This is a genomic window from Dendrosporobacter sp. 1207_IL3150, assembly GCF_036763085.1.
Lineage (GTDB): Bacteria > Bacillota > Negativicutes > DSM-1736 > Dendrosporobacteraceae > JBAIYU01.
Genome location: NZ_JBAIYU010000009.1, coordinates 80,290 through 105,891, shown reverse-complemented (window position 1 = coordinate 105,891; position 25,602 = coordinate 80,290). Strand labels below are relative to the sequence as shown.

Genomic DNA, 25,602 nt, shown 5'->3' with positions numbered 1-25,602 from the left:
TGAAGAACCTTGATGGCTCTTTATAATTCGAAATTGCTTTTGTTAATTCGTTTGCACGATTAACGTTTTGTGCTCAATGAGCACCGCACATCTGGCATTAATTCTTCTTACATTGTTTAGTTTTCAGAGAACACTCAGGTTAACTTGCGTTCAACCTTATTTGTTTCGCCGCCATGTGACAGCTTATCTATATTAACACAATCAATTCATCGCGTCAACATATTTATTTTGGTATTTCGTACCACCGGACATCGGCGGCTCAGTTATAATATCACTTTTCGGCTTATAATGTCAATATGTATCTTATACCAATTATAATGTCTTTCAAATACTAACCGGCAATACCACAAGGTATTGCCGGTTAGTTCTACTCACACTCTTCTTCTTGAGTATTACCAATTGATGCTCCAAGTATATTCAAGGCCTCTTCTTGAGGCAATTCTTGAACATCTTTTAGTTTCCTTTCAATAGTTCGTGATTTACGCGCTGCTGTGTCAATTGAATTGCTAGCTTCTTGCAGTTTTTTGTGGGTCTTATCTAAAAGAATACCAAATTTCCCAAACTCGCTCTTCACTGCACCTAGAACACTCCAAACTTCTGAACTCCGTTTTTCAATTGCTAATGTTCGAAAACCCATTTGCAAACTATTTAACAGTGCTGCTAATGTAGTAGGTCCAGTAATGATAACTTTATGTTCCCTCATCAAAATATCGCATAGTCCAGCTCGACGTAAAACTTCTGCATACAAACCCTCTATCGGAAGAAATAGTATAGCAAATTCTGTTGTTGCTGGTACGCTTATGTATTTACTAGCTATATCTTTGGCTTCAGCTTTAATACGGTTTTCTAATGCTTTGGCCGACTCTTCAGCTAGATTAAAATCCCCTTGCTCCTGAGCATCTAATAACCGCTGGTAATCTTCTTGCGGAAATTTCGCATCGATAGGTAACCAAACAACGGTTCCCTCTTTATCTCTGCCTGGCAATTTTATAGCAAACTCTACCCTATCGTTACTACCTGGTTTAGTTGCAATATTTTGTGCATATTGTTCAGGAGTTAGTATTTGATCCAGTAAATTACCTAGTTGCATTTCTCCCCATATGCCTCTTGTCTTAACGTTTGTAAGTACCCGCTTAAGATCACCTACTCCCAAAGCAAGATTCTGCATTTCACCAAGCCCTTTATGAACCAGCTCTAATCGTTCGCTTACAAGACGAAAACTTTCACCCAGTCTTTTTTCTAACGTATCGTTAAGCTTTTCATCTACTGTTTTGCGCATCTCATCTAATTTTTTGGTGTTATCTTCTTGAATTGCCTTTAACTGTCCCTCGATTGTTTCTCTAAGCTTATCAATACGCTGTTCATTCCTTTGCGTTAGATGATTTAACTGCTTAGCAAAACTGTCTAGCTGAGATATCTGAGTTGAAGTGTTCTCGTTCATACGACTTACGACTGACTCATTAAAGCGGTTTAGTGCATTAAACACTTCTTCCCGCAGCCCTCTGGCATTATTTCCAGTCTCTACACGACTTTTCGCCATCTCATCTTGTAGTGATTTTTCAATTCTTTCTAGACTTTTTTCAATACTATAAATACTAACGGACCAATCCTTTCGACTATTCGCCGAACGTATTACAAAAAAAGTAAGTATTATTATACTTAATAAATTTACTATTGCTAAGACTGGTAATAAAAGATCCAAAATTACACCCTCATTTCTTTTTCAGGCCTATACCCTTCGATGGATAAAAAACTGCCCTCGTCCGAGAGCAGTAAAATGCTAGCCTAATATATTAATACAAACCGAACGCTGCCGTGGACCATCAAATTCACAAAAATAGATTCCTTGCCAGGTTCCTAAATATAATTTGCCGTTAACAATTGGTACTGTAACAGAAGCTCCGACTAAAGAAGCCTTGACATGAGCTGCAGAGTTACCTTCACTATGAAGATATCGAAGCTTAGGCACCATTTCTTCAAAGGCCGCAAGCATATCATCGATTACATCTGGATCCGCATTTTCATTGATTGTAATACCAGCCGTAGTATGCGGCACAAAAACTTGGCACATTCCGTTTAGAATCTTACATTCGGCTGCAATAACTGAGACTTTCTTAGTAATGTCAAGCAATCCTGTCTTGGGTGTTCGTAGTTGAATAACCTTCACTATAAAAACACTCCTATTAGCCAGTTATTTTTGAAATTCGCTCAGCTAGCCATTCAACCCATTTATCAGAAAAACCAGTCTCATTAATCAACATTGTTACACTATCAATTCGTTGCTGATCAAGAAACATAATTACCCGTTCTTTTAAAATATTCGATTCTGAATAAAATTCAATGCTTGGTGTTCCGTCAACTGGAAACAAAACAGTATATTCATTATAGATTTCTTCAGCCATCGATTCATATATATCCAGAGGCTTCCCAACGAAAGCATCAAATTTAGTTTCATTTACTCGAGTTAAATACCCATGTATCATCTTCGCTAATGCTGCAGTTTTTTCTTGATAATCTTTTACATATTGAACTGCATCCTCATTTGAAACAATAAGCTTGACTAGTACTTCACGAATTGCCATATAGCCTGACAAATTGTACTCTGTCAGCTGTTCTACATCAGTAATACTTTCAAGCCAAGATAAAATAATTTTATCGAATAGCTCATCAGCAGTTACGACAAACTGATTATCAAGCTGATTTACTTGCTTGCATAGATTATAGATTGCTTGTCTATCGTCTTCAGTATTTTTCAAACACTTTTCGTAACAATTTTCACAGTAACCAATTTGTTGGTAAACAATCGGCTCTCCTTTTTCTACAGCCGGAAAACTCAAGCCTAGTTTTGCATATAGGTTCTTTTGAGCTGATAACCGAGATTTTTCGATATGAACATTTCCATCATGCTTAAAACTTACATCATGACTTTCGCCACAAGCTGAGCATTTATAGTTCTTTTTACTAACTCGTATTGGTGCGTACTTATCAGACTTTGGAACAATAAAGTAATACATTGTAGTTTCGACAAACGTGTAATTGAAAACATTCTGTAAATTGCCTGTAACAGAATGACTTTGTTGATCTTTAATAGTCATATTGCACTCCTCAGTAAAAGTAAAAATTAAATTTAACCAATATTTTATTCGGGCTAAAACTAAAAAATCCTTTCAAGTAGAACCTCTACTTTTAAACCATATTAGTAAAAAACAAAATGACTAAAACCTCACAGAGTGTTGTTTGCATACATTTAACACATATTTTAAACACAAAAAAACTTCTGATTACTCAGAAGTGATTTTTAGAATGGTGCCGAGGACCGGAATCGAACCGGTACGGAGCTCACGCCCCGACGGATTTTAAGTCCGTTGCGTCTGCCAGTTCCGCCACCCCGGCAATATAAAGTTTTGGAGGCGGCACCCAGATTTGAACTGGGGAGTAAAGGTTTTGCAGACCTCTGCCTTACCACTTGGCTATGCCGCCGTATTATGGAGCGGAAAACGAGATTCGAACTCGCGACCCTCGCCTTGGCAAGGCGATGCTCTACCACTGAGCTATTTCCGCAAATGGTGCCTCAGGGCAGAATCGAACTGCCGACACGAGGATTTTCAGTCCTCTGCTCTACCGACTGAGCTACCGAGGCAAAATGGCGACCCGGATGGGACTCGAACCCACGACCTCCGCCGTGACAGGGCGGCATTCTAACCAACTAAACTACCGGGCCTCATAATTAAACGCATAATCTATATTATATCACTACGCGTTACTTGTCAATACTGCTTTTTATTTTTCTTAAGCACTTGTGACAACAAAGATTATTATACTAGCTGTTTATTTCTTTGTCAATACATTTTGTAAATATATTATGTCGCTAATACCTTGCGAATAGTTTCTACAACTTGATCCGAATTAAATGGTTTTACAATAAAGTCAGAAGCACCTGCCTTAAGTGCATCAGTAATTATTGCCTTTTGACCTAAAGCAGTAACCATTATTATTCTAACTAAAGGATTTTCGTCGTGTATAATCCTTACCGCCTCAATCCCATCCATATTAGGCATAGTAATATCCATCGTAATTAAGTCAGGCTTATGTTGACGGTACATTTGTACCGCCTGCTTTCCGTCCCCTGCCTCAGCTACTATTTCATGACCATTTTCGATTAGCACCTTCTTAAGCATCATTCGCATAAAAGCTGAATCATCACAAACTAAAACTCTAGCCATATCCTACCTCCATTAACCCTTAACATAAACCAGCTTTACGATATAAGTCAAAAAAATGATGCGTTGGGCCGACACCTTTACCAAGTGAAAAACCATTTGTTATAGCCATCGTAATAAACTTTTTAGCTTCAGCAACTGCTTCTTCGACCGATAGTCCTTTAGCTAGTCCAGAAGCAATAGCTGACGAAAAAGTACAACCAGTTCCGTGTGTATGTATTGTATTAATTCTCTCATTGGCTAAGGTGATAAATTCGCTGCCGTCATATAGTAGGTCACAAGCATTACCAGGTAAATGCCCACCTTTGACCACTACATATTTTGAGCCCATTTCATGAATTTTAATAGCTGCATTTCTCATATCGTTTTCATTTGCAACTTCAAAACCAACTAATTCAGATGCCTCATAAAGATTTGGGGTAACCACTAGGGCTAAGGGTATCAAATATTCCTTAAGTGTGTTGATAGCATCTTTTTTCAAAAGATGACTTCCACTTTTAGATACCATAACTGTATCGACAATAATATTTTTAGCATCATGACGAACTAGACTCGAGGATACTGTTTTGATTATTTCAGAATTTGACAACATACCAATCTTTACTGCATTAACCTTTATATCATCATAGATAGCATCAATTTGATCTACAATAATTTCAGCATCCATATCACGTATATTTGTAACTCCACAAGTATTTTGCGCTGTAATTGCTGTTATTACGCTCATTCCAAATACCCCAAGGGCTGCAAAAGTTTTTAGATCAGCTTGAATTCCAGCGCCACCGCTAGAATCAGAGCCAGCTATAGTTAAGGCTGTATTCAACATAAGTGTTTCCTTCCTGCTAATATATTTAACGCTTACTTAATCGATTTCTTCATCTGTTCTAATGTTGGAATAAGGTGAAGCGAAAGCTTATCTTCTAGATCTGATAATGTCTTTGACTCAAATGCCGAAGCCATCTGCGGAGTTCTATTTATCCTAATTTCTCCGAAAAATTCGTCTCGGTAAATATTATAATATATTATTAAATTACTTTCAGAAAAAAAATGACTATAGTCTAAGATAATGTACGAACCATTAATTATTTTAAGAGGCTGCTGTGGATTAATATAAAGATCAAATCCGGCGATATTTCTAGGCAATTGCTCTGAATAGTGCCAGTCGATTATTCTTTTTTCTCTAAAGATATAATCAAGATTATTTATATCAAATACAGCGAGCCTTAACAATGTTTTTTCTAGTTGTTGAATTAATACAGTTTCAAGCATCGATAAATCTGAAACTATATAACTAATATCGCAGTATTCAGTCAGCCCGACAGTTATACGAGCTACATATTCTTTGGTAGCAGAATCATAAACTACTGCAAACTGCCTGCGTGCCGATTCATTAATATATGTAAATATATTATATACTACTCCGCTATCGACCATGTTTTCAATAAGCCTAAAACCGTGTATCTCTTGCGGCAACTTACGTATGTATTCCCAGTCAGCTATTTTCTTTATTATTTCTTCCATTAAATTCTCCCTCTTCTAGACTATTTTCTTATTCTGGATCGATAGTTAAAAAACCTTCTGAGACTATCACCAAAATAGCTACTATAGAATAACATGCATTATCTTAATGCAACGTAGGAGGGAAATCATGAGAAAAAAGACGCTGACTAAGCTAATGGCATTGCTTCTGGTCGCTTTATTTTTAACCGCTTGTGCCGCACAGCCACAAGCCCAAGTATCAAAACAAGCACCAGCATGGGCACCAGGCCTTACGCCTTTGCAGCAGGAAACAACCGTTTTGGTTGGCATGAAACAGGTTATTTCTGATGCAGGCATCCTGATAGGTATGGCTAAAGGATATTACAAAGATCTAGGAATTAAAATTGAACCAGTACAATTCAACTCAGGTCAAGAAATGATTAACCAGCTTGCAGCCGGACAATTAGATGTTGGCGCTACTGTAACATCATCAGGTTTGCTAAATGCCATGTCCCGAGATATTCCAGTTAAAATTGTTGCTGACAAAGGAATAAACGTACCTGGTCAAGGATATTATCGATTAGTTATCCGTAAGGATTTAGTTGACACAGTAAAAGACTACGCTGACCTTCGGGGTAAAAAAATAGCCATAGTAGCAACTGCATCACTTGATGAAATCGCACTCGATCGAGTCCTCCAAAAGGGCGGTCTTAATACCAAGGATGTAGACGTACAAGTAATTCGCTCGTTCCCGGATATGTTGGTCTCACTAGCTAACAAAAGCATAGATGCCGCAATGGTAATCGAACCATTCGTAACTCAAGGCATTAGTAAAGGCATTTTAGATCCGTGGAAAGATCCATCCGAATATGACCCAGATGCTCAAACAGCTCTATTGGTATTCGGAACCAGTATGACAAAAAATCCTGAATTAGCCAATCGCTTCATGACTGCATATATTAAGTCACTGCGAGATTATAACGACGCCTTCTTTAAAAACAAGGGCAAAGCCGAAATAATTGATATCCTCTGTAAATATTCAGTCATTAAAGATCCTGCACTTTACGAAAAGCTATTCCCGACAGGCTTAAACCCTAACGGATACGTTAAAATCAAAGGAATTGAATTGGATTTAGCATGGTATAAAGCAAATAAACTATTAAAATCAGACATCCAACTACAAGACGCAGTAGAAAATAAGTTTGTCGATTTTGCTTTAAAAATACTTGGCCCGTATCAATGAATCTAAACTTTAATGAGGTGAGTGCATGGCAAAACTATCAAATAACACTACCGTAATTCGTACGCTTTCGATACTATCGCCTTTGACACTCCTTTTCATTTGGGAATTCCTTGCTAGAATAAACGCAATCGATGTTAGGCTTTTTTCTAGTCCCTCTCTTATATTACAATCATTCGTGCCATTACTACTTTCAGGAGAGCTATTATACAACACTGCCGTGAGTATCCAGCGTGTAATTTTAGGTTTTATCGCCGGATCAATTCCTGGTATACTAATCGGAATTAGCATGGGCCTATCACCTCTAGTTCGATCTGCAATAGAGCCTATGATAGCAGCTACATATCCAATTCCAAAGTTAGCATTAATGCCATTAATTCTCTTAGTATTTGGTTTGGGAGAAACATCTAAAATCTTTACTATAGCAATCGGTGTCTTTTACCTAGTTGTTATTAATACTATGGCTGGGGTTCTTAGTATCGATAAAATCTACCTGGATGTTGCCAAAAACTTTGGTGCAAGTCGAAAAGACTTTTATCTTACGGTAGCTCTGCCCGGAGCTTTACCAATGATATTTGCTGGTTTAAAACTTGGAATGGGCATGGCTTTGATACTGATTGTAGCGGCCGAATTATCAGCAGCTAAAGCAGGTGTCGGCTGGATGATCTGGCGCTCATATGATATGTTTGACATAGAGCAAATGTTTGTGGCTTTGATAATGCTGTCTATATTAGGCTATCTCTTCTCTCTTGTCCTCGACCTAGTCGAACGCTTAGTACTGCCTTGGAAGCAGCAATGTCCGTAAGGAGGTGCAGTAATAATGTTATCGGATGAACGAATAGCTATTGAAAACGTGAGCAGAGTTTTTAATACAAAACATGGTCAGGTAGCTGCACTTCATGATATTAATCTATCTATAAAAGATGGTGAGTTCTTTTGTATAGTCGGGCCCAGCGGGTGCGGCAAAACAACCTTGCTAAGAATATTAGCTGATTTAGAAACAGCTTCCAGTGGAAATATAAAAATTAAAGCCAGTGATACTAGCCGCCCTACAAATTCAATGGTTTTTCAGGAACAGTCCATCTTCCCATGGATGACTGTAATCGAAAACGTTTCATATGGTTTAAGGATGCGCGGTGTACCTAAAAAACTTCGTACAGAAATCGCTGAACATTACATAAATATGATTGGACTAACTAAATTTACTAACGCTTATCCATGCCAGCTTTCGGGCGGTATGAAGCAACGAGTTAGTGTTGCTAGAGCATTTGCTAATGATCCAGAAATACTACTAATGGATGAACCATTTGGAGCTCTTGATGAACAAAATAGAATTATTCTGCAACAAGAGCTGTTGCATATTTGGGAAACTAGTAAAAAAACTACAGTTTTTATAACTCATAGTATTGATGAGGCATTATGTGTCGGCGATAGAGTTATGATAATGACAGCTCATCCAGGAACAATAAAAACAATTATCGATATTGATCTCCCGCGCCCTCGCGATATTTCTGAAATTCGTACCACATTACGCTACAATGAGCTTTTCCAAACTATCTGGCTAAGCTTACGAGAAGAAGTTTTAAAAGTAAAAAATCAAGAGTTAGATAAATAAAAAGAAACAACCAACTGGGTACCCAGTTGGCTGTTTCTTTTTATTTCGTCTCGAAGGTGTGACAATTCGTTTCTTGTGAGTACCCTGCCTTGCTGCTGCCATTATCAACGTTTACTTCTATCTCCGATGCTGTACAACGGTGACCTTGGCTCCAGTATCTGCAGTTTTCAACGGTACACATAACGTCCTTTGCCATTATATCACCTCCAAATATATTATCTGCAAATTTTCGTTTAATATTTTAGAATAACTCATATTAGTTTTGGTAATTTATTATATTAAAAAAGAATATAACACCTTCTATCTAATCGATAGAAGGTGTTATTATAAGTAAAAATTAAATTTATAGTGGCAGGGGCAGTAGGACTTGAACCCACAACCAACGGTTTTGGAGACCGCTACTCTACCAATTGAGCTATACCCCTATGGAGCGGAAAACGAGATTCGAACTCGCGACCCTCGCCTTGGCAAGGCGATGCTCTACCGCTGAGCTATTTCCGCAAATGGCGACCCGGATGGGACTCGAACCCACGACCTCCGCCGTGACAGGGCGGCATTCTAACCAACTAAACTACCGGGCCAAACAGGCGTTATATTCACGCCTTACGGAAATATATAATATCACAATTACTCTTCAACTTCAACATCTATTTTTTTCCATTATCGGTAATCACTATTAAAATCCTCTCTTTTTCTCTCTTTATTAACGGTTTAACATATTTTACATAAGTTTTGATTTAGTAGATTAAGATAATATAATAGTTATAAATTATTTTGTGAGGATTACTATGAATAAACCTAGCTTTTCTAACTGGTCGACCGCCGAAAAGCACCTTTCACTTAAATCAGATATAATGTCAAATTTAATTAGCAAATATGGCCCTTGCTCACTTGAGCCTCGTGTAGATTTTTTTGCTTCCTTATGTGAATCAATTATTTCACAGCAATTAGCAACTAAAGCTGCAGATGCAATAAACCGAAGGTTTACTGCGTATTATAATTATAAAGTTGGACCAGAACTTATTCTATCTACAAGCATCGAACAATTAAGACAGTTAGGCTTATCAAATCAGAAATGTAATTATATATTTGATTTAGCAGCAAAATTTCAGGCTAATGAAATTACTCCTAATGCTTTTTTTACAATGAGCGATCAGGAAATTATCGATCAGTTGATAAACGTTAAAGGAATAGGTATTTGGACAGCCCAAATTTTTCTAATATTCGCGTTGAATCGTCCTGACGTATTCCCAGCAGACGACTTAGGTTTAAAGAAAGCGCTGCAAAATTTGTACTTACTAGACGCTTTGCCAAATAAAACGCAAATTGAGAATTTAACTACACCTTTCAAACCTTACCGGACTACAGCAAGCTGGTATTTATGGCGCAGTCTTGAAAACAAATAATATAAACTAAGCTTTAAACATAAACAAGCCCGGTTGCTCAGCAACCGGGCTTAAATTTCTTGACTAAATTTTTCTGCTGCCCCGTTTAGTCATAGGTATCCCACTTTGGCATAGAGGGCAATTATCTGGCTGATATGTTGTAACAGTAAGATTTAGCAGAGCTTTGTATGGAACGCTAAATTGAGCTTTTCCGCCGCTACGGTCAACAAGCATACCAATCCCCACTGGTACTCCACCTTGATCTAATACAACATCGAGCACCTCTTGAATAGAGCCTCCAGTAGTTACTATATCTTCGACTATCAGAACCCGCTCACCAGGTTTTATAACAAAACCACGTCTAAGAGTCATTTTTCCATTTTCACGTTCAGTAAAAATAGCGCGCGTTCCAAGACTTTTGCCAACTTCATGAGCTAAAAGTATTCCACCTGTAACAGGGCCGACTACTACTTCAACATTTTCATCTGCGAATTTCTTTGCTAGCGCCTCGCATAATTTAGCTGTGTAATTTGGATGCTGAAGCACTTGAAATTTTTCAACATACATAGGACTATGTAAACCTGATGTAAGCAAAAAATGTCCTTCCATTATAGCACCAGTTTCAATAAATAACTGTTTTACCTCATCTTCATTCATCTTTAAAGCCCTCCATCTCTTGCAATATCAGCTCTGCTGCCTCACGTGGGTTGGAGGCAGCCGTGATTGGACGCCCAACTACCAAATGACTAGCACCCGCATTTAGTGCGCCTAACGGTGTAGCTACGCGGCTCTGGTCATTCAAAGCTGCCCCTTTGGGTCTAACACCAGGTGTAACAATAAGGAAATCCTCGCCACATTCTCTTTTTATAAGAGTCGCTTCTTGCGGGGAAGCCACCACTCCATCGATTCCTGATGCTTTCGCTAAGCGTGACAAACGAACAACTTGATCAGCTATATCTGAGCTTTGACCTAGAGCCGACCATTCAGCTTGATTAATGCTTGTAAGTACAGTAACTGCTATTAACTTAGGACGGGGAACACCTAGTTTTTCTGCCTCCGCCTTAACGGCATGCGCTGCAGCTTCAAGCATTGCCGGTCCGCCAGACGCATGCACATTAAGCATAGAAACACCTAGTCGAGTAAGTGATGATAAACCCTTGGCCACAGTATTAGGTATATCGTGCAGTTTCAAATCTAAAAAAATCTCTTTATTTAAAGTGCGCAGATATTCAATTACCTCGACCCCAACACTATAAAATAATTCCATGCCAACTTTATAAAACTTTACTGTATCACCTAATTTTTCGACCAAGCTCTTAACACTTTCCATATCAGAAAAATCAAGTGCTACTATTAATCGATTATTGCATCTCATGGTTTCACTCCTATCGGGCCTACGCCTCGCCAATTTTGACTTTCCCGATTAGCTGCCCAACATGAGTCAAGCCTCTTTGAAGCAAGTATTTCTCAATACCTTCGGCTATTTCCATTGAGACACGCGGATTTACAAAATTAGCTGTTCCGACAGCTACCGCACTAGCGCCAGCGAGCAGAAACTCGATAGCATCCTCGGCTGTCATAATTCCACCCATCCCAATTATAGGTACTTTTACCGCGTTGGCAACTTGCCATACCATTCTTACCGCAACCGGTTTAACCGCAGGACCGGATAACCCTCCAACAACATTACCAAGTATCGGTTTCCAAGTACGTACGTCTATAGCCATTCCTAATAGTGTATTGATCAGCGATATTGCGTCAGCTCCAGCGGCTTCAACTGCTCTTGCCATTTCTGTAATATCTGTAACATTAGGAGACAATTTAGCTATAACAGGCAGCCTGGTGTTTTTCTTTACCATATCAACAACGCTTGCAGCACTATTACAATTGGTACCAAAAGCAATCCCGCCCTGTTTAACATTAGGACACGAAATATTAAGTTCTAAGCCTGCAACACCATCTACATCGAGAAGCTTTGCAATTTCCCCATATTCTTCAACTGTATTACCAGCAATGTTTACTATAATCGGAACATCATATTTCGATAAGCTAGGTAGAATATAGTTCAAAAATTCATCAGCACCCGGATTCTCCAAACCAATGGAATTTAGCATTCCAGCAGGAGTTTCAGCGATCCTAACTCCGGAATTACCGCTTCTTGGCATTAACGTTGTGCCTTTTACAACAACAGCACCAATTTTGTTTAGATCAACAAAATCGCTATACTCCATACCAAAACCAAAGGTACCAGACGCCGTCATGACCGGCGTCTTCATTTTGATACCAGCAATATCAACAGGCAGCAGATCTGCAGTCATTAAAACACCTCCCCAGCCCAAAAAACAGGACCGTCAGTGCATACTTTTTTCCTTTTACCTTCTTTTCCTGCACAGGTACAAGATAAGCAAGCCCCGACTCCGCAAGCCATATGTTCTTCAAGTGAAACTTGGCAGGGTATTGCGAAGTTTTTAGCAATCGCCGCTATTTTTTCAAGCATAGGACGCGGACCGCAAGAGTAAACCATATCATAATTTCCTGATTCTAATAGTTCAGGAAGTAAGTCAACTGTAAAACCACGCTGGCCGACAGAGCCATCATCAGTCGCTATGTGTACTCTGTCACATATTGTGCTATAAATGCTGCTCCAGAACATCTCTTGTTCACTGCGACCGCCCATTAATATCTCTACTGGACGCGGACATAGCCGCTGAGCCAAAAAGACCAGCGGCGCTAAGCCCATTCCGCCGCCAACAAGCAACGGCTTTTTACATTCAAGATTGAATCCTCTGCCCAAAGGGCCCATGCAATCGAGAACTTCATCAGACTTTAGTTGAGCTAATAGAGCAGTACCATGCCCAACAATACGATAAATAGTACTCACTGTACCCTTTGCAACATCTACATCAGAAATACTAAGCGGGCGCCTAAGCAGCGGGTGATAGCTGTCTGCGATTTTTACGTGAATAAATTGCCCAGGAACGGCTTTTCCTGCCAGTTCTGGTGAATAAATAGTAAGTCTCTTGACCAAGTTTGAAATAGTCTCATTCTTCAATACTGGGGCTTGGACTACCAATTTAGACAAGATTATCCCCTCCGCCGACATAGTCTTGCAGCGCTAACGCATAAACCAATCTACGCTCACGCATGAAATTGAGTACATGCAATACTTCCTTAGCAGTATCCATTGAAGTAAAGCAAGGAATTGCATGCTCAACTGTAGCTCGGCGAATTTTAAAACCGTCTCGTTCAGGTTCTTTACCTTGCGTTAGTGTATTTATTACCATGTTTATTTTACCTGTTTTTATCATCTGAATTATGTCAGGTTTATGTTCGTGTACTTTTTGAACAATGTCCACATTCAGCCCTAATGTTTCTAGATGCTGAGCAGTTCCAGTAGTAGCGACTATGCTATAACCTAACTCAGCAAAACCTTTCGCGAGTTCACCGGCCTCAATTTTATCTTTATCTGCAACTGTAAATAGTATTGTGCCTTGTTCCGGGACATTCATACCAGCTGCTGTTAAAGCCTTATATAAAGCCCTAGCATAATGATAGTCTGTACCCATTACTTCGCCTGTTGATTTCATTTCTGGCCCTAGTGAGATGTCTACTTGAAGCATTTTTGCGAAGGAGAATACTGGTGCTTTTACAGCAATATATGGTTTAGGCGGCATTAAGCCTGGCTTATAGCCGAGTGACCTTATCGTTTCTCCTAATGCAATCCTAGTAGCCACATTAACCATAGGTACATTAGTGACTTTACTTAGAAAAGGAATAGTTCGGCTTGAACGTGGGTTTACTTCGATTACGTAAACGGTATCTTCAACTACTACATACTGTATATTCAGTAAACCTTTAACATTCAATCCCACAGCTAACCGTTTAGTATAATCAACAATAGTATTGATAACTTTCGCAGGCAATGTTTGTGTAGGATAAACTGCAATGCTATCACCTGAGTGTACACCAGCTCTTTCTACATGCTCCATTATGCCTGGGATGAGTACATCCTCACCATCAGATATTGCATCAACTTCAACTTCAGTTCCTTGCATATAACGGTCTACCAGAACTGGATGCTCCGGAGAAGCTTTAACTGCGCGAGTCATATAATTCTTCAGTTCAGCTTCACTATAGACAATTTCCATAGCACGGCCGCCTAAGACGTAAGATGGGCGAACTACTACCGGATAACCGATTTTTGTAGCCTCAGTAACAGCGTCTTCAGAATTAGTTACAGTCGCTCCTTGTGGTCTAGGGATTCCTATGTCTTCGAGCAGTGCATCGAATTTTTCTCTATCTTCAGCCCTATCAATATTTTCTACTGAAGTACCAAATACTTTGATACCAGCTTTAGCCAGCGGCCCTGCTAAATTGATAGCAGTCTGCCCTCCAAATTGAACTATTACTCCTTCAGGTTGTTCCTTATCAATAATATTGAGTACATCTTCTGGAGTAAGCGGTTCAAAGTATAGGCGATCAGATGTGTCAAAATCCGTACTTACAGTTTCAGGGTTATTATTAACAATTATTGATTCTAATCCCATCTCACGGAGTGCCCATACTGAGTGTACTGAGCAATAATCAAACTCTACCCCTTGGCCTATGCGGATAGGTCCTGATCCCAATACCAACACTTTACGCTTATTTGAGATGCTTACTTCATCTTCTTGGGCGTAAGTTGAGTAATAGTAAGGAGTAGCCGCCTCGAACTCAGCTGCACATGTATCTACCATCTTGTAGCACGGCAAAACCTTTTGATCTTTTCGAAGCGTTCGAATTTCATCAGTATTCCTATTTGTTATTTCAGCGATAGATTTATCGGCAAACCCTATCTTTTTGACCGAAGCCATTAGTTCAGGAGAAAGTTCTTCATTCGCTAAACGATTCTCAAAGGAAATAATATTCTTAATTTTGTCTAAGAACCAATGGTCAATTCCCGTTATTTGATGAATTTCCTCTGGGTCAATATTACGGCGAATAGCCTCAGCTACTACGAAAAGCCGCTCATCGTTTGCGAGCTTAAGATTGCTTTGTATTTCTTCAGTCGAAAGCTTGGCTATCTCAGGTATATGGAGGCGGTGAAGCCCAATTTCTAATGAACGAACGGCTTTCAATAACGCCCCTTCAAATGTGCGATCAATTGACATTACCTCGCCAGTTGCTTTCATTTGCGTACCTAATATTCGATCTGCAAACATGAATTTATCGAAAGGCCATCTAGGGAATTTAACTACAACATAATCTAAAGTTGGTTCAAAGCAAGCCATGGTTTTTTGAGTTACAGCATTAACTATCTCATCAAGGTGATAACCGATTGCAATTTTAGTCGCTACTTTGGCGATTGGATAACCAGTCGCTTTAGAAGCTAACGCACTAGATCGACTTACTCGCGGGTTAACCTCAATAACGTAGTATCTATTGCTGTGAGGATCTAATGCATATTGTGCGTTACAACCACCCTCAATACCAAGTTCACGAATTATTCTTAATGATGCGCTGCGCAGCATTTGATATTCATAGTCGTTAAGGGTTTGCGAAGGGGCAACAACGATACTGTCACCAGTATGGATTCCTACTGGATCAAAGTTTTCCATATTACATACCGTGATACAGTTATCATTTGCATCACGCATTACTTCATATTCTATTTCTTTCCAGCCAGCTACACTTCGTTCAATCAACACTTGCCCAATCAAGCTGTATTTTAAGCCTCGAGTAACGATTTCGACTAATTCTTTATCACTGCTGGCTATACCGCCACCTGTTCCGCCCATTGTGTAAGCAGGGCGAACAATGAGTGGATAGCCTATTTCTTCAGCAAATTCCAGGGCACTTGCAATATCCTCAACTATTGTACTTTCAGGTATCGGCTCACCAAGAGCCTGCATAGTTTCTTTAAACAGTTCTCGATCTTCAGCCTTTTTTATTGCTTCAATCGACGTTCCCAAAAGCTCAGCATTGTACTTTTCAAAAATTCCTCGCTCAGCTAATTTAAAAGCTAGATTTAAGCCAGCTTGTCCGCCTAGAGTTGCCAAAACACCATCTGGCCGCTCTTTTGCAATTATTTCTTCGAGAAACTCAGGTGTAAGAGGTTCTATATAAACACGGTCAGCAATATTTGCATCTGTCATGATAGTAGCGGGATTACTATTAACCAACACTACCTTAATTCCTTCTTCTTTTAAAGCCCGGCAAGCCTGTGTTCCAGCATAGTCAAACTCAGCAGCCTGTCCGATAACAATCGGCCCGGAACCTATTACTAGTACCTTACGTAAATATTCCTTTTTAGGCATAATTTATTCCCCTTTCGTGAGCAGTGTCCAGAATTCATCAAACAGATAGGTGTTATCATCAGGTCCAGGCGCCGCCTCAGGGTGGTATTGTACGGAGAATAACGGTATATCTTTATGACGCATACCTTCAACAGTACCATCATTAACTGCCCGATGGGTAATTATTAGATTTTTGCCATCAAGTGAATTCTCATCAACCGCATAACCATGGTTTTGCGATGAAATGTGTATTCTGCCAGTTGCCAAATTCTTTACAGGCTGATTAGAACCACGATGACCGAACTTAAGCTTATAGGTATCAGCTCCAAGTGCTAAGGCTAGCAGCTGGTGGCCTAAGCATATCCCAAAAACAGGTTTCTTACCTAACAATTCTTTTACTGCTTCTATTGCTTCAGGCACATCTTTAGGGTCCCCAGGTCCATTTGATAAAAATACGCCATCTGGGTCCATAGACATAATTTCTTCAGCTGTTGTATGAGCTGGCACCACTGTTAGATTACAGCCAATTTTGTGAAGCGAGTTTAGAATATTCTGTTTAACGCCGAAATCCATTACAACAACATGCGGCCCATCGTTAGCCATGCGGTAGACTTCTTTAGTTGTTACTTCTTGGACAACTTTAAGCTGAGGCGGTGTTGCAAATAATTCAGCAATATCAGCATTAGAAGCACCTTCAGGCACAATTATGCCTTTCATAGTGCCTTGCGAACGAATGCGTCTTGTGATTGCTCTAGTATCGACGCCATAAATACAAGGAATATTTCTTGCCTTCAAGTAATCAGCTAGAGTACCTTCAGCCTGCCAATTGCTAGGTTCGGTACAAAGCTCACTAATTACAAAGCCGCGGACAAAAGGCTGTCTTGCTTGCTCAAACAATTCAGCAACTCCGTAGTTACCTATAAGTGGAAATGTTAATGTTACAATTTGACCGCAGTAAGATGGATCGGTAAGAATTTCTTGATAACCCGTCATTCCAGTATTGAAAACTACTTCACCAACTGCACTGCATTCTTGCAGCATATTTCCATAAAAAACACTGCCATCCTCTAGTATTAATTTACCCTTCATTCATGCACCTCGTTATTTTGCATAATAATTTTACCATTCACGATAGTTGCTACAGCCTTACCTTTTAATTTACTGCCATCATAAGGTGTATGTTTTCCTCTTGTATAAAACTTCTTGCTATCTACGACCCATTCAAATTCAGGATCTATTATAGTAATATCAGCTGCTGCGCCAACTTTTAGCTCACCACGATCTAGCTTAAGTATACGCGCAGGTGAAGTGGACATTCTTTCTATTATTTCAGTTAAGCTAAATTTACCTGTATGATATAAATTAGTTAGGATTACACCAAGAGCTGTTTCTAAACCCGCAAAGCCGCTTGGAGCATAGCGGTATTCCCTGTCTTTTTCTTCAAAGGCGTGCGGCGCATGGTCTGTAGCAATAGCATCAATTGTGCCATCCTTTAGACCATCGATAAGAGCGTCAACATGATCTTTCGATCTAAGCGGAGGATTAACTTTTGTCGCTGTATCAAAAGAGTTTACTGCTTCATCAGTCAGCGTCAAGTGATGAGGAGTTACTTCAGCTGTAACTTTCACCCCACGTTTTTTCGCCTGACGGATTAGTTCAACAGCCCCTTTACTACTGATATGCGCAATATGAACTTTTGCGCCAACATATTCAGCCAGCATTATATCTCTAGCAACTGCTATATCTTCAGCAACTGAAGGCCTTCCTTTCATTCCGAGCAAAGCCGAAACAGAACCCTCATGCATAAATCCGTCACCAGCAAGCGCTTCGTCCTCGGCATGTGAAATTATCGGAGTGTCAAAAGGAGCTAAATACTCAAGTCCATTCAAAAGTAGGTTTGCATTATCAACATAATGACCGTCATCAGATATAGCTACAGCACCAGTAAAAATCATATCCCCTAATTCCGCTAATTCTTTGCCCTCTTGCCCCTTACTTAGTGCTCCAATTACCTTAACATTGACAACACCCTCTGTTTGAGCACGATGCAGCAATCCGGCAACTAAAATCGAATTATCAATTATCGGTTTTGTGTTAGGCATGCATGCTATGGTTGTGAATCCACCAGCTGCTGCTGCCCTAGTACCTGAGCCAACATCCTCCTTAGCTTCAAGTCCAGGTTCCCTTAGATGTACATGCATGTCAATCAGACCGGGAGTAATTACCAAGCCTTCTGCATCAAACACCTTTGCATCACCAGCCGATAAGTTTTCACCAATTTGGCTTATACTTCCGTTTTCTATTAGTATGTCTGCAATACCATCGAATCCATCGACAGGATTGATTAACCGTCCAGATTTAAGCAGTAGTTTCAATGTTCTTACCTCCCATTAGCACTAAATACAGCAATGCCATCCTTACTGCAAGTCCATTTTTAACTTGCTCCTGTATAGCTGATTTTTCGCTATAAGCAACATCAGGCGCTATTTCTAGACCTCTATTCATTGGACCTGGGTGCATAATCAATGCATCCGGTTTAGCTAAAGCAAGTCTTGCTTGGTTTATTCCAAAGATACGAGCATACTCTCTAGCTGATGGGAACAAGCCTTTTTTCTGGCGCTCAAGCTGTATTCTTAGCACGTTAACAACATCTGCCTCGTCTAATGCATCCTCTACTCTATTATGAACATGTATGCCGGCTTGGTCTAAAAACCGTGGAAGTAGTGTTTGTGGACCAGCTACATGTATTTCCGCCCCCATTTTCTTTAAACCCCAGATATTTGATCTCGCTACACGGCTGTGTAAGATATCACCTACTATTGCGACCTTTAAGCCTTCGATACGGCCTTTATATTGCCTAATTGTAAACATATCAAGTAAACCTTGCGTTGGATGCTCATGTGCGCCATCTCCAGCATTTATAATTATTGGGCTAACGGTGTTGGACGCATACTGAGCTGCCCCCTCGGCTTCATGACGCATAACAATTACATCTACACCCATTGCTTCAACTGTCATTAGCGTATCCCGAAGACTTTCTCCCTTAACTACACTGCTTGCGCTGGTAGTAATATTTACTACATCAGCTCCCAAGTATTTTCCCGCTAGTTCAAATGATGTACGAGTTCTGGTGCTAGGCTCAAAAAATAGATTAATAATTGATTTACCACGGAGAGTGGGTACTTTTTTTATATCCCGATCAATAATATGCTTCATTTCTTTTGCAGTATCTAATACAAGCTCCATCTCGGATGCCAACATATTCTCTAATCCGAGAATGTTTTTACCGCGAAGCGACACCTGACCTTTATTCATAATCATTCCCCCTAATAAATAAACTCCCTGCCGTGGGCGACAAGGAGTTATACAGAGGCATCGGGTATAAAATACCATACCAAGCTAACTTCCTTGCCGACCTCTCTGGATCAACTTAAAGGATAGTATTTGTACTTTTGTATGCAATAACACCTTTTTAATCGCGCGCTACCTTCCCGGTTTCGCAGAACCGACTTAAAGGTCAACTTATAATTATGCAATATTTGTTTATATATATACTACCAAAAGTATCTATATGTGTCAACGGCAGAGCATACAAAAAACGCCTTCTAGCGTGTGAAGACGCAAGAAGGCGTAAGTTATACTTATGCATTATTTCCTTCCCGGCCTCACAGGACCAGTTTAAAGGCACTATTCAATTGAATTAATTTTACCAGATATATATATTATTGTCAATAAAAAACCTATGATAGTTCATTAGCCACGGAATGCTAAGCTTACTTATATTATGCGTTAGAAGATAGAGCCATGATTATACGACCATATCTTTTTAGATATTATAAGTTTCCGTTTACGACATTAACTGGCTTCCCAGCTATAAAGGATTTAATGTTATCAGCCATTAGATTTACTAGTCTTTGTCTAGATTCATAACGACGCCAGCCGATATGAGGGGTCATTATAACGTTTTCCATAGTAAATAACGGATTATCAATTTCTGGCGGCTCAGTTTCTTGCACATCAAGAGCTGCTCCCGCAATTTGCTGGTTATTTAAAGCGTTGATTAAATCAGTTTCATTAATAAGCGGTCCTCTAGATGTATTTACAATATACGAAGTAGGTTTCATTAAGCTTAAGCTATCTTTATTAATTATGTGTTTCGTGTTGGCTGTCAGCGGGCAATGTAAAGTAATAAAGTCGCTTTGTTGAAGCAATTCCTCTAATGAAGTGTTTTTTACATTCGGTTCTTCCCAGTTCCTAGGAAACGGGTCGTATACAAGTACATTCATACCAAGCGCCAAAGCAAGCTTTATCGTATGCCTTCCGATTGCACCCGCGCCAATAACACCAAGATTTTTTCCCTGTACTTCAAAATGAGGCACCTGTAAGTACTTGGTAAAATTATTAAAGTTTTTTTGTTCTAGCATATGCTGCTGCTGCGGTAATGAAGCACTCAAATTTAATATAAAAGTTATAGCTAACTGTGCCACCGCTTCGGTACTGTAGCTAGGAATATTGCAGACGACAATATTTTTTTCACGAGCTGCAACAATATCGATATTATTGTAGCCAGTACCAGCTTCACAGATTAACTTTACTGATGGAGGAAATTGAGAGATTATATCTCTTCCAACAGGCATTTCTTTTGTAATTATTATATCTTGATCCTGTACTCTGTCCAAAATTTCATCATTAGTGCTTTCATCGTAATTTGTTAATTCAGTGAGCTTTGTTAATAGTGAAAAATCTAATTTATTATCAAAATCCAATTTAGCAGCATTCAAAAATACCGTCTTCATTAATTAACCCCCAAAATATAATTATTAATTTTACTTTTCCTTTTACTAATCTTGAAACTTAATTAAGTTTAGTCCAACACCATCATTAAATTCTCTAGTAACATTTCCGTCAAATACATCAATAATAATCTCTGCAGTACAACTTACCCAAGCAGCACTTAAATGTCCACCAAATGCATTATAGGAGCTATCTGAAAGGGTGGCATGTACATGGATATATACCTGTTCTTCCATTCGGCTTATATTTCCAACGAGACCGGTAATTTCCATATCCTTATTGAGTTCAACTGTATGGTATTCCTTGGTTTTGGGCTCGAATAGTCCGATTATGGCCTTATCGACTGCTCCAATTCCTGTAACACTCGCTGCTTTTACGTTTTTGTCACTACAGACCTTTTTGATACTATCAATTATTTCGTCGTTTTTATCGCACCTAATTACAATTTTTGAGCCAAATTCCCGTAATTCCATCTAATACCTCCATTAGTAACTTAAGTTATAAAGTTATTTTATATAATTTATTCTTATAAATAAAATATATAATTAGCATGCTTATTATGAATAAATTAGATAGTTTGAATTAATATTCAAAACACCTTATGTATTCTAGGTCATATTTAATCGATAGTATATTTATACAAATATTAAAAATAAAAAATGACCCCCAATAGGGTCATTTTTATAACGAATAAATTATTCATATGTTATTAGTTAAGTTTTTGGTGCGGTTGGTGGGATTTGAACCCACACGCCTCTCAGCGCCACCCCCTCAAGATGGTGTGTCTGCCGTTCCACCACAACCGCTTTACTCTTAAATAATGGACATATATTAGCATAATGCCCTGAACTAGTCAAGAACAATGCTGTTTATTTTGAAATTAAACCAAGCTCCCACGCATTCCACAGATTACCTGCAGGTGTTGGATTGGGCTTGTAGTTTGCAACATTATTCTTAACAGCGTCAATATTGGCACGGTAATAAAGCGGAATGATAGGGTTTTCTTGCCGCAGTATATCCTGAATCCTAAAATAAACAAGTTTTCTAGCATCAACATCGACGACAAGCGAGCCTTGTTCAGTTAAATTGTCAATTTCAGCATTCCGCCACCCAGGATAGTTTTGTCCCTCGTACCCATTTGACCTACTAGGTATACTTTTCGAATGCCACAATGTTTTATTCTCAGGATCGACTCCTGCAACCCAAGCATACATGGCTGTCTCAAACCGACGGTTCTTTAGTATGTCACTAAAAAAGAGAGGTGCTTCGATAAATCTAACCTCAGCTTCGATACCCACTTCTCTAAGTTGTCCAACAATTGCTTGAGCAGCATACTCTCTGACTTTATTTCCGGATGTAGTTGCTATAGCAAAGGCTAGTTTTTTACCATCTTTAGCAAAAACTCCGTCTGGGCCCTGCTTCCATCCTGCCTGCGTTAATAAGTCACGTGCAGAATTTATATCCCTGCCAACAGGTGATAACGCCGGATTATACGCCCAAGATAAAGGGGATTGATCTGATAAGGCTGGACTAGCCACATTCTTTAAAACATCATTAACAATAGCCTGCCTATCAATACTAAGTGAAATAGCCGTGCGCACCCTCACATCTTGAAATAAAGAATTATCGAGATTGAAGTCTAGATGCTCCCAGATCATATTGGGGGATATTACCGTATCGTATCCAGCCACCGCTTTTACCTGGTCAAATTGTGAGGCATTTACATTGCTTGCTATATCTATCTGACCAGCTTTAATTTGCGTCAACATAATATTGGTATCTGGAAAGATCTTATAGATAATTGTATTTAAATTAGGTTTTCCCATAAAGTAAGATGAATTAGCTTCAAAAACTATAGCGTCGGCAATACGCCATTCTTTGAACTTAAACGCCCCTGTCCCAACTGGAGCACGATTAAATTGGCTTTTATTAATATCAGCTGACTCTAATAGATGTTTAGGTAAAATAGTCGGAAACAAAGTTAGATAAGGTGCATAATACTGTTTAAATTTAATATGTACTGTATAAGGGTCAGGTGTTTCGATAGAAGCTATTTTATCGTAACCATCGCGTAAAACAACATTGTTTTTGGAATTAATAATAGTTTGCCAAGTAAAAACAACGTCTTCTGCCGTAAACGGAGCACCATCATGCCACGTTACACCTTGCCGAAGTTTGTAAATTACATTAAGGCCATCACTACTTACCCCGCCATTTTGTATTGTAGGCACATGCTGTGCTAGATCAGGCATCCATTCGCCTTTATCATTAGTAATGACTAATCCGTTGAATATAAGTCTTCCAATTTCAGAAGTTGCCAGCATATCTGATAAAAGCGGATTTAGTGTATTGGGTTCTTGGAGGCTGCCGTAGCTCAGCTGCCCGCCAACTTGAATGTTAGCTTTGCTAGAGTTTTTAGTTTCGACATTTACCCCTCCACACCCAGATAATAAAACCATTAGTGTAAGTAAAATACTTAATATAACTCTGTAATTCAAAATTCATCCCTCATCTACCATACAACTCTTGATATTTTTTCTTACTGCGCTGAACTCTTCCAACATATTCCTTGGTTTCTTTAAATGGTATTTGATCTATATCAGCAAAAGTCATAGACCAGCCATATTTCTGCATCCATTGCTTAACATTGCCTCGTCCGCCGTTATAGCCTGCGAGCATTAATACTTCGTTACCTTTAAATTCTTTCTTTAAAGACGCAAGATACCAAGTCCCAAACTTAATATTAACCTCAGGATTTTCTAGATCACTTAATCTAAAATCTTGATATTCCATTTGTGTTGCTATCCACTCTGCTGTCTCAGGCATTAGCTGCATAAGGCCCATTGCACCTTTGGGCGAACGTGCCTGTGGTATAAATTTACTTTCAGTTCTAATCACACCAGCCACTAACATCGGGTCTAATTCATATTCTAAAGCATACTGATATACCAAATCACGATATGGATAAGGATAAAGGTACTTTTTTTGAAACCAGTCGCTATTAAATCCGATATATGCACCAAATATAACAATCATCACACCAATTACCAGGATTTTCATCCAGGCTAAAATACGCAATCTTAATCACTCCGCTTTTTTTACTCTAACAAAAACTATGTGCTGATAACAGAAAAAATGCGAAGTTATTGCTGTTGGCTTACTGCTCGCTCCCAACTAGCATGCACCTGGCATTTGGTATTATTGATATCTTTGCTATTGTCGATAACTTTATCCGCAAGCTCAGCTTTTATTGTAAGATCCATTTGCGAGTTAATTCGAGCACGAGCTTGCTCATAGGACAGGTTGTTTCGCTTCATTAAACGTTGAATTTGCGTTTCACGCTCTATATAAACCACCCAAACTTCATTCACCATATACTGCCATCCTACTTCGTATAACAAGGGTACATCCAAAACTAAAATCCCGCAACCCACTCTTACAAACTCACTTATTCTCTCTTCGATATAGTTTTTTATAATTGGGTGTGTAATGCTATCAAGGCTTTTACGAGCTTCACTATCATTGAAAATCTTATTGCCTAGCAGGTTTCTATCTATAGTCTTGTCTGGGCGTAAGATATCTTCACCAAAGAAATTAACGATAGCGTACCAAGCAGGCTCATAAGGTTCCATCAGCTTATGAGCACATTTATCCGCATCAATTATACAAGCACCAAGTTCGGACAGCATTTTACTAACTGTACTCTTACCACTCGCTATGCCCCCCGTAAGTCCTATAATATACATTTTAAAACTGCTCCCTTACTTTTGGCACACTGGGCAAAAATGCGTTCCCCTGCCGGCAACCTCTTTCTTTTCGATCGGCGTGCTGCATCTTATACAAGGCTGACCTTTGCGTCCGTAAACAATTAGATGATGCTGATGTGTGCCACTTTTGCCCGTTCCATCCCGGTAATCCCTGAAGGTAGTACCGCCATGCTCAATTCCGTCTGCAATAACTTTATTAATGGCAGAATGAAGCTTTTCTATTTCTTCTTCGTTTAAACTATTAGCAGTACGTTCTGGATTAATCCCTGCAATAGCTAAACATTCATCAACATAGATATTGCCTAATCCGCCAATGTACTTTTGATTTAGAAGAATAGCTTTAATCTTACCCTTACTTTTATTTATAATACTTCTTAGATATTCTAAAGTAAACTCCGGAGATAAAGGTTCAGGTCCCAGGGAAAATAACCCCGAAATGCGCCAAAGTTCGTTCACTTGCATTGCGTAAAGAGTTCCAAGCGTGCGACTATCAGAATAGAGTAATTTATCTCCATTATCTAATGCAAAAACAATCCTGGTGAACTTATCATTTATTTCATCACCACTGACATAGTATAAGCGCCCTGTCATTCGAAGATGTATAACAACAATAATTCCGTTATCTAAATGAAGAAGAAGATATTTACCATTTCGCCCTAAACTAGCAATTGTTCTATCAGTGATAATGGCCTTAAACTCATCTGCCGATGGCCACTTTATCAACCTCGGAAGCTTGATTTCTACATTAGTTATCCGGCAGCCTGTTATTTTATCAACAAGAGTCCTTCGAACCGTCTCTACTTCTGGCATTTCAGGCATTGAAACAT

At 39.2% G+C, this 25,602-nt stretch carries 25 protein-coding genes and 9 tRNA genes; 4 read left to right on the top strand and 30 right to left on the bottom strand.

Annotated elements, in window-relative coordinates:
• Window positions 1–367: 367 nt before the first annotated feature.
• The 11 genes from rmuC to V6C17_RS03455 form a co-directional block, all read right to left on the bottom strand.
• On the bottom strand, window positions 368–1,702 hold the full coding sequence (gene rmuC, locus V6C17_RS03505) for a DNA recombination protein RmuC (protein ID WP_333521151.1): 1,335 nt from the start codon (window positions 1,700–1,702) through the stop codon (window positions 368–370).
• A gap of 78 nt (window positions 1,703–1,780) precedes the next feature.
• The gene (locus V6C17_RS03500) at window positions 1,781–2,167 is read right to left on the bottom strand and encodes a secondary thiamine-phosphate synthase enzyme YjbQ (RefSeq protein WP_333521150.1); all 387 of its coding nucleotides are present in this window, start codon (window positions 2,165–2,167) and stop codon (window positions 1,781–1,783) included.
• A 16-nt stretch (window positions 2,168–2,183) separates the two neighbouring features.
• Window positions 2,184–3,095, bottom strand: a complete 912-nt coding sequence (locus V6C17_RS03495) for a hypothetical protein (RefSeq protein ID WP_333521149.1) — start codon at window positions 3,093–3,095, stop codon at window positions 2,184–2,186.
• A 209-nt stretch (window positions 3,096–3,304) separates the two neighbouring features.
• Window positions 3,305–3,393 (bottom strand) — tRNA-Leu (locus V6C17_RS03490).
• 12 nt (window positions 3,394–3,405) lie between these two features.
• Window positions 3,406–3,480: transfer RNA gene (locus V6C17_RS03485), tRNA-Cys, on the bottom strand.
• A gap of 6 nt (window positions 3,481–3,486) precedes the next feature.
• Window positions 3,487–3,561 (bottom strand) — tRNA-Gly (locus V6C17_RS03480).
• 3 nt (window positions 3,562–3,564) lie between these two features.
• Window positions 3,565–3,640: transfer RNA gene (locus tag V6C17_RS03475), tRNA-Phe, on the bottom strand.
• A 4-nt stretch (window positions 3,641–3,644) separates the two neighbouring features.
• A tRNA-Asp gene (locus V6C17_RS03470) sits at window positions 3,645–3,721 on the bottom strand.
• A gap of 139 nt (window positions 3,722–3,860) precedes the next feature.
• On the bottom strand, window positions 3,861–4,223 hold the full coding sequence (locus V6C17_RS03465; protein WP_333521148.1) for a response regulator: 363 nt from the start codon (window positions 4,221–4,223) through the stop codon (window positions 3,861–3,863).
• Window positions 4,224–4,242: 19 nt separating this feature from the next.
• Window positions 4,243–5,046, bottom strand: coding sequence for a bifunctional hydroxymethylpyrimidine kinase/phosphomethylpyrimidine kinase (gene thiD / locus V6C17_RS03460; RefSeq protein ID WP_442891430.1), 804 nt, complete (start codon window positions 5,044–5,046; stop codon window positions 4,243–4,245).
• A gap of 32 nt (window positions 5,047–5,078) precedes the next feature.
• Entirely contained in the window at window positions 5,079–5,741 is a 663-nt protein-coding gene (locus tag V6C17_RS03455; protein WP_333521147.1) for a hypothetical protein, read from the bottom strand.
• 127 nt (window positions 5,742–5,868) lie between these two features.
• Between V6C17_RS03455 and V6C17_RS03450 the strand changes: the two genes are divergently transcribed.
• From V6C17_RS03450 to V6C17_RS03440, 3 genes are read left to right on the top strand one after another with little or no spacing between them, the layout of a single operon-like run.
• The gene (locus tag V6C17_RS03450; protein ID WP_333521146.1) at window positions 5,869–6,942 is read left to right on the top strand and encodes an ABC transporter substrate-binding protein; all 1,074 of its coding nucleotides are present in this window, start codon (window positions 5,869–5,871) and stop codon (window positions 6,940–6,942) included.
• A 25-nt stretch (window positions 6,943–6,967) separates the two neighbouring features.
• Window positions 6,968–7,744, top strand: coding sequence for an ABC transporter permease (locus V6C17_RS03445; protein WP_333521145.1), 777 nt, complete (start codon window positions 6,968–6,970; stop codon window positions 7,742–7,744).
• 15 nt (window positions 7,745–7,759) lie between these two features.
• Window positions 7,760–8,554 carry an ABC transporter ATP-binding protein gene (locus V6C17_RS03440; RefSeq protein ID WP_333521144.1) on the top strand — a complete coding sequence of 265 codons (795 nt, stop codon included), beginning with the start codon at window positions 7,760–7,762 and terminating at the stop codon, window positions 8,552–8,554.
• A 40-nt stretch (window positions 8,555–8,594) separates the two neighbouring features.
• On the opposite strand, the gene V6C17_RS03435 is transcribed toward V6C17_RS03440, so the two are convergent.
• The 4 genes from V6C17_RS03435 to V6C17_RS03420 all read right to left on the bottom strand — a co-directional run bounded on the left by V6C17_RS03435 (window position 8,595) and on the right by V6C17_RS03420 (window position 9,135).
• A complete protein-coding gene (locus V6C17_RS03435) occupies window positions 8,595–8,750 on the bottom strand; it encodes a DUF1540 domain-containing protein (protein ID WP_333521143.1) in 156 nt (51 codons plus the stop codon).
• Between the two features lie 153 nt (window positions 8,751–8,903).
• Window positions 8,904–8,979 (bottom strand) — tRNA-Trp (locus tag V6C17_RS03430).
• Window position 8,980: 1 nt separating this feature from the next.
• Window positions 8,981–9,055, bottom strand: a tRNA-Gly gene (locus V6C17_RS03425).
• Between the two features lie 3 nt (window positions 9,056–9,058).
• A tRNA-Asp gene (locus tag V6C17_RS03420) sits at window positions 9,059–9,135 on the bottom strand.
• A gap of 207 nt (window positions 9,136–9,342) precedes the next feature.
• Here V6C17_RS03420 and V6C17_RS03415 point away from each other — a divergent pair.
• A complete protein-coding gene (locus V6C17_RS03415; protein ID WP_333521142.1) occupies window positions 9,343–9,960 on the top strand; it encodes a DNA-3-methyladenine glycosylase family protein in 618 nt (205 codons plus the stop codon).
• Between the two features lie 63 nt (window positions 9,961–10,023).
• Here V6C17_RS03415 and pyrE read toward each other — a convergent pair whose 3' ends face one another.
• From pyrE to mutM, 15 genes are all read right to left on the bottom strand, one after another.
• Complete coding sequence (pyrE, locus tag V6C17_RS03410; RefSeq protein ID WP_333521141.1) at window positions 10,024–10,596, bottom strand: orotate phosphoribosyltransferase; 573 nt, start codon at window positions 10,594–10,596, stop codon at window positions 10,024–10,026.
• The gene (gene pyrF, locus V6C17_RS03405) at window positions 10,589–11,314 is read right to left on the bottom strand and encodes an orotidine-5'-phosphate decarboxylase (protein ID WP_333521140.1); all 726 of its coding nucleotides are present in this window, start codon (window positions 11,312–11,314) and stop codon (window positions 10,589–10,591) included. The genes pyrE and pyrF overlap by 8 nt, the downstream gene beginning before the upstream one ends.
• Before the next feature lie 19 nt (window positions 11,315–11,333).
• A complete protein-coding gene (locus V6C17_RS03400) occupies window positions 11,334–12,257 on the bottom strand; it encodes a dihydroorotate dehydrogenase (RefSeq protein ID WP_333521139.1) in 924 nt (307 codons plus the stop codon).
• On the bottom strand, window positions 12,257–13,021 hold the full coding sequence (locus tag V6C17_RS03395; RefSeq protein ID WP_333521138.1) for a dihydroorotate dehydrogenase electron transfer subunit: 765 nt from the start codon (window positions 13,019–13,021) through the stop codon (window positions 12,257–12,259). The genes V6C17_RS03400 and V6C17_RS03395 overlap by 1 nt, the downstream gene beginning before the upstream one ends.
• A complete protein-coding gene (gene carB / locus V6C17_RS03390; protein WP_333521137.1) occupies window positions 13,014–16,235 on the bottom strand; it encodes a carbamoyl-phosphate synthase large subunit in 3,222 nt (1,073 codons plus the stop codon). The genes V6C17_RS03395 and carB overlap by 8 nt, the downstream gene beginning before the upstream one ends.
• 3 nt (window positions 16,236–16,238) lie before the next feature.
• The gene (gene carA / locus V6C17_RS03385) at window positions 16,239–17,303 is read right to left on the bottom strand and encodes a glutamine-hydrolyzing carbamoyl-phosphate synthase small subunit (protein ID WP_333521136.1); all 1,065 of its coding nucleotides are present in this window, start codon (window positions 17,301–17,303) and stop codon (window positions 16,239–16,241) included.
• The gene (locus tag V6C17_RS03380) at window positions 17,300–18,589 is read right to left on the bottom strand and encodes a dihydroorotase (protein WP_333521135.1); all 1,290 of its coding nucleotides are present in this window, start codon (window positions 18,587–18,589) and stop codon (window positions 17,300–17,302) included. Before V6C17_RS03380 ends, carA begins: the two co-directional genes overlap by 4 nt.
• Window positions 18,573–19,529 (bottom strand): aspartate carbamoyltransferase catalytic subunit, encoded by a 957-nt coding sequence (locus tag V6C17_RS03375; RefSeq protein ID WP_333521134.1) that lies wholly within the window; start codon window positions 19,527–19,529, stop codon window positions 18,573–18,575. The genes V6C17_RS03380 and V6C17_RS03375 overlap by 17 nt, the downstream gene beginning before the upstream one ends.
• A 518-nt stretch (window positions 19,530–20,047) precedes the next feature.
• Entirely contained in the window at window positions 20,048–21,010 is a 963-nt protein-coding gene (locus V6C17_RS03370) for an NAD(P)-dependent oxidoreductase (protein ID WP_333521133.1), read from the bottom strand.
• A 45-nt stretch (window positions 21,011–21,055) separates the two neighbouring features.
• Window positions 21,056–21,481 (bottom strand): PPC domain-containing DNA-binding protein, encoded by a 426-nt coding sequence (locus tag V6C17_RS03365; protein ID WP_333521132.1) that lies wholly within the window; start codon window positions 21,479–21,481, stop codon window positions 21,056–21,058.
• Between the two features lie 249 nt (window positions 21,482–21,730).
• A tRNA-Leu gene (locus V6C17_RS03360) sits at window positions 21,731–21,814 on the bottom strand.
• Window positions 21,815–21,877: 63 nt separating this feature from the next.
• Complete coding sequence (locus V6C17_RS03355; RefSeq protein ID WP_333521131.1) at window positions 21,878–23,506, bottom strand: peptide ABC transporter substrate-binding protein; 1,629 nt, start codon at window positions 23,504–23,506, stop codon at window positions 21,878–21,880.
• A 10-nt stretch (window positions 23,507–23,516) separates the two neighbouring features.
• Entirely contained in the window at window positions 23,517–24,086 is a 570-nt protein-coding gene (locus V6C17_RS03350; protein WP_333521130.1) for a lytic transglycosylase domain-containing protein, read from the bottom strand.
• A gap of 65 nt (window positions 24,087–24,151) precedes the next feature.
• Window positions 24,152–24,754 carry a dephospho-CoA kinase gene (gene coaE / locus V6C17_RS03345; RefSeq protein ID WP_333521129.1) on the bottom strand — a complete coding sequence of 201 codons (603 nt, stop codon included), beginning with the start codon at window positions 24,752–24,754 and terminating at the stop codon, window positions 24,152–24,154.
• Between the two features lie 15 nt (window positions 24,755–24,769).
• Window positions 24,770–25,594 (bottom strand): DNA-formamidopyrimidine glycosylase, encoded by an 825-nt coding sequence (gene mutM / locus V6C17_RS03340; protein WP_333521128.1) that lies wholly within the window; start codon window positions 25,592–25,594, stop codon window positions 24,770–24,772.
• Window positions 25,595–25,602: the final 8 nt, after the last annotated feature.

What these genes read in the sequence shown, in the direction of transcription:
- V6C17_RS03495 (WP_333521149.1), bottom strand. Translation starts at nt 3,095, where the DNA reads ATGACTATTAAAGATCAACAAAGTCATTCTGTTACAGGCAATTTACAG.
- V6C17_RS03465 (WP_333521148.1), bottom strand. Translation starts at nt 4,223, where the DNA reads ATGGCTAGAGTTTTAGTTTGTGATGATTCAGCTTTTATGCGAATGATG.
- thiD (WP_442891430.1), bottom strand. Translation starts at nt 5,046, where the DNA reads ATGTTGAATACAGCCTTAACTATAGCTGGCTCTGATTCTAGCGGTGGC.
- V6C17_RS03455 (WP_333521147.1), bottom strand. Translation starts at nt 5,741, where the DNA reads ATGGAAGAAATAATAAAGAAAATAGCTGACTGGGAATACATACGTAAG.
- V6C17_RS03450 (WP_333521146.1), top strand. Translation starts at nt 5,869, where the DNA reads ATGAGAAAAAAGACGCTGACTAAGCTAATGGCATTGCTTCTGGTCGCT.
- V6C17_RS03445 (WP_333521145.1), top strand. Translation starts at nt 6,968, where the DNA reads ATGGCAAAACTATCAAATAACACTACCGTAATTCGTACGCTTTCGATA.
- V6C17_RS03440 (WP_333521144.1), top strand. Translation starts at nt 7,760, where the DNA reads ATGTTATCGGATGAACGAATAGCTATTGAAAACGTGAGCAGAGTTTTT.
- V6C17_RS03435 (WP_333521143.1), bottom strand. Translation starts at nt 8,750, where the DNA reads ATGGCAAAGGACGTTATGTGTACCGTTGAAAACTGCAGATACTGGAGC.
- V6C17_RS03415 (WP_333521142.1), top strand. Translation starts at nt 9,343, where the DNA reads ATGAATAAACCTAGCTTTTCTAACTGGTCGACCGCCGAAAAGCACCTT.
- pyrE (WP_333521141.1), bottom strand. Translation starts at nt 10,596, where the DNA reads ATGAATGAAGATGAGGTAAAACAGTTATTTATTGAAACTGGTGCTATA.
- pyrF (WP_333521140.1), bottom strand. Translation starts at nt 11,314, where the DNA reads ATGAGATGCAATAATCGATTAATAGTAGCACTTGATTTTTCTGATATG.
- V6C17_RS03400 (WP_333521139.1), bottom strand. Translation starts at nt 12,257, where the DNA reads ATGACTGCAGATCTGCTGCCTGTTGATATTGCTGGTATCAAAATGAAG.
- carB (WP_333521137.1), bottom strand. Translation starts at nt 16,235, where the DNA reads ATGCCTAAAAAGGAATATTTACGTAAGGTACTAGTAATAGGTTCCGGG.
- carA (WP_333521136.1), bottom strand. Translation starts at nt 17,303, where the DNA reads ATGAAGGGTAAATTAATACTAGAGGATGGCAGTGTTTTTTATGGAAAT.
- V6C17_RS03375 (WP_333521134.1), bottom strand. Translation starts at nt 19,529, where the DNA reads ATGAATAAAGGTCAGGTGTCGCTTCGCGGTAAAAACATTCTCGGATTA.
- V6C17_RS03370 (WP_333521133.1), bottom strand. Translation starts at nt 21,010, where the DNA reads ATGAAGACGGTATTTTTGAATGCTGCTAAATTGGATTTTGATAATAAA.
- V6C17_RS03365 (WP_333521132.1), bottom strand. Translation starts at nt 21,481, where the DNA reads ATGGAATTACGGGAATTTGGCTCAAAAATTGTAATTAGGTGCGATAAA.
- coaE (WP_333521129.1), bottom strand. Translation starts at nt 24,754, where the DNA reads ATGTATATTATAGGACTTACGGGGGGCATAGCGAGTGGTAAGAGTACA.
- mutM (WP_333521128.1), bottom strand. Translation starts at nt 25,594, where the DNA reads ATGCCTGAAATGCCAGAAGTAGAGACGGTTCGAAGGACTCTTGTTGAT.